The organism is Thomasclavelia sp., assembly GCF_017889095.1.
Classification (GTDB): domain Bacteria; phylum Bacillota_I; class Bacilli_A; order Erysipelotrichales; family Coprobacillaceae; genus Thomasclavelia.
Genome location: NZ_JAGHEW010000322.1, coordinates 1 through 3,592, shown reverse-complemented (window position 1 = coordinate 3,592; position 3,592 = coordinate 1). Strand labels below are relative to the sequence as shown.

Sequence of the window (3,592 nt, the reverse complement as noted above, 5' to 3'; positions counted from 1 at the left end):
TGAATTTAACTGCATATCCAGATACACGGATTGTGAAGTTTGCATATTCTTCTTTTTCTGGATGTTCCATAGCATCAATTAATTTTTCAGTTCCAAATACGTTTACATTTAAGTGATGAGCACCTTGATCAAAGTATCCATCTAATACTCTTGCAAGTGTATTTTTACGTTCTTCAATATCATGTCCTAAAGTATCAGGGCTGATTGTTTGAGTATTACTAATTCCATCTAATGCCCATTCATAAGGTAATTTAGCTACAGAGTTTAATGAAGCTAATAAACCAGATTTTTCAGCACCGTAAGATGGGTTAGCACCTGGTGATAAAGGTTCTCCAGCTTTACGACCATCAGGTAATGAACCAGTTGCTTTACCATAAACTACGTTAGAAGTAATAGTTAAGATAGAAGTAGTTGGTTCTGAATCACGATAAGTATGATGTTTTTTGATCTTTCCTAAGAAAGTTTGTAATAACCATACAGCGATGTCATCAGCACGATCATCATCGTTACCATAACGAGGGAAATCTCCTTCAGTTTCGTAATCAACAACGATACCATCTTCATCACGAATTGTTTTAACTTTTGCATATTTGATTGCGCTTAAAGAGTCTACTACATGAGAGAATCCAGCGATACCAGTTGCGAAAGTACGTTTAACATCAGTATCAATTAAAGCCATTTGAGCAGCTTCATAGTAATATTTATCATGCATGTATTGGATTAAGTTTAATGTGTTAACATAAATATCAGCTAACCAATCCATACATTGATCATAAGCTCTCATAACTTCATCATAATCTAAATATTCAGAAGTAATTGGACGATATTCAGGAGCTACTTGTTGTTTAGTTTTTTCATCGATACCACCGTTGATAGCGTATAATAAACATTTAGCTAAGTTAGCACGAGCACCGAAGAATTGCATTTCTTTACCAGTTTGAGTTGCAGAAACGCAGCAGCAAATTGAATAGTCATCTCCCCATACAGGACGCATTACACAGTCATTTTCGTATTGAACTGAACTTGTTTCAATAGAAATTTTAGATGTGTATTTCTTAAAGTTTTCAGGTAATCTAGATGAATATAATACTGTTAAGTTTGGTTCTGGTGAAGGACCCATGTTTTCTAATGTGTGTAAGAAACGGAAACAGTTTTTAGTTACCATTGGACGTCCGTCACTACCAATACCAGCAACTTCTAGTGTAGCCCATACTGGATCTCCTGAGAATAATTGGTTATATGAAGGAATACGTGCGAATTTAACCATTCTACATTTCATAACGAAATGGTCGATTAATTCTTGAGCTTCTTCTTCAGTAATAACACCAGCTTCTAAATCTCTTTCAATATAGATGTCTAAGAATGTAGAGATACGTCCTACAGACATTGCAGCACCGTTTTGAGTTTTGATTGCTGCTAAATATCCAAAGTATAACCATTGAACAGCTTCATGAGCGTTTTTAGCTGGGTTAGAAATATCATAACCATAGATTTCAGCCATTTTTTTCATACCTTGTAAAGCTCTGATTTGTTCAGAAACTTCTTCACGACGACGGATGATATCATCAGTCATTGATCCACTACCGCATACAGCTAAATCTTGTTGTTTGAAATTAATTAATTCATCGATACCGTATAAAGCAACACGACGATAATCCCCAACAATACGTCCACGTCCATAAGTATCTGGTAAACCAGTAATAATTTTATTACGACGAGCTAATCTAATTTCAGGTGTGTAAACATCGAATACACCTTGGTTATGTGTTTTATGATATTCAGTAAAAATTTTGTGTAATTCTGGATCTGGTGTATATCCATAAGTTTCACAAGCTTGTTCAGCCATACGAATACCACCATAAGGCATAAATGCTCTTTTTAATGGTTTATCAGTTTGTAAACCAACAACTTTTTCTAAATCTTTAAGATCTTCATCAATATATCCTGGCCCATAAGCAGTTAATCCTGAAACTACATGAGTTTCCATATCTAATACACCATTATTGGCACGTTCTTCTTTTTGAAGTTCTTGAAGTTTCCCCCATAATTTATTTGTTGCTTCAGTAGGTCCAGCCAAGAATGATTCATCACCATAATATGGTTTGTAGTTGTTTTGGATGAAATCACGAACGTTAATTTCTTCTTTCCAAAGTCTACCTTTAAAGCCATTCCATTGTTCTTTCTTTAACATATAAATTTTTTCCTCCTTAAATTTTTTTGAAAGCAACTACTTAGACAAGATTCAACTCTACTTTGCTTTTAAGCAAGGGATATGACAAAGTAAATATTCACTTATCGTAAGCATTTACAAATTAAGAATAACACACACTATATTTTGGGAATTTTCTTATTTCCCCTTTGTTATCCACGATTGCATTATATTATAAAATGATTTTACAATTCAAGTAATTTGCACCAAAAAAACAAATTATTTTTAACAAATCCAAGTGATTGATTTTTTATCCCAATTTAGTCGTCTTTGTAAGCGCTTACAATAAATTTTACCATGATTGTGTATTATAATTATCATTGTCTCATAAACTAATAATAAGCAATCAAAAAGCAAAAAAAAGAAGCAAAATTAATTGATTTAATAGTAGATTTTTTCTTCATTTTATTATATAGTAATATCTATGTTGTAGGAGGACTCATAATGGATTTAACAGTCAATAACGACGAAGCTTTTGTGCAAACAAGAGCACTAATAACAAACATCATAAAAAATACGATTGATGACTACGATTTAATGCTTAGTGAAAACGCAATTAATAATCTTTCAGTACATTTATCAATTGCAATTGTACGAATCCAATCAAACAGCTATATTCCTTTAAGCAATTCTCAAATTGCTTCATATAAGCAAGAATATAGCTACCCTTATGCAAAAATGATTTGTGATCGTTTAGAAGCTGAATTTGAAATTAGTTTTCCTGAAGCTGAAATTTCATTAGTTTCAATGTATCTATCAAAAAATCAAAAACTTGATTTTGAAATTAATTCTGGATTAGATTTATTAGAAGAAAATGTCTATCAGATCTTGAATCAAACAATGAAAAAAATCTATGATCAATATCATCAGGATTATCGCTTAGATGATAAATTGATTGTTGCAATCGGGTTACATTTAGAACCTGCTCTAGAACGTTTAGCTAAAGGAGAATTGGTAGAAAACCCATTAAAAGATAAAATCATTGAACGGCATCCAACTGAATTCAATTACAGTTTGATTTTAAATCAAGTAATCAAGCAAAATTTAGGCTTAGAATTTAATGATGATGAATTGGCATTTATCGCATTACATTTCGTTGTCGCTAACAATCGTATTGATTAAATAACAAATAACTTATAAAAATAAAACAGGCATTTTGCCTGTTTTTATTTAACCAGAGCAACTCCAGCACTCGTACCAATTCGACTGGCACCCGCTTCAACCATTGCCTGTAAATCAGCTTTAGTTTTAATCCCTCCAGAAGCTTTAACTTCTAATTCATCTTTGACAGTTGCCTTCATTAAAGCAACATCTTTTGCGTTAGCTCCACCACTAGAAAAACCAGTTGATGTCTTAACAAAATTAGCTTGAGCTTTTTTAGCT

At 32.5% G+C, this 3,592-nt stretch carries 2 protein-coding genes and 1 pseudogene; 1 reads left to right on the top strand and 2 read right to left on the bottom strand.

The features are described from left to right. A partial coding sequence (gene pflB / locus J7M77_RS13960) for a formate C-acetyltransferase (protein WP_296879635.1) occupies nt 1-2,191 on the bottom strand: 2,191 nt, incomplete at its 3' end. Nucleotides 2,192-2,653: 462 nt separating this feature from the next. Between pflB and J7M77_RS13955 the strand changes: the two genes are divergently transcribed. Beyond that, entirely contained in the window at nt 2,654-3,331 is a 678-nt protein-coding gene (locus tag J7M77_RS13955) for a PRD domain-containing protein (protein WP_296879633.1), read from the top strand. Between the two features lie 44 nt (nt 3,332-3,375). Here J7M77_RS13955 and J7M77_RS13950 read toward each other — a convergent pair. Continuing rightward, a pseudogene (locus J7M77_RS13950) lies at nt 3,376-3,592 on the bottom strand (2-deoxyribose-5-phosphate aldolase); the annotation flags it as partial.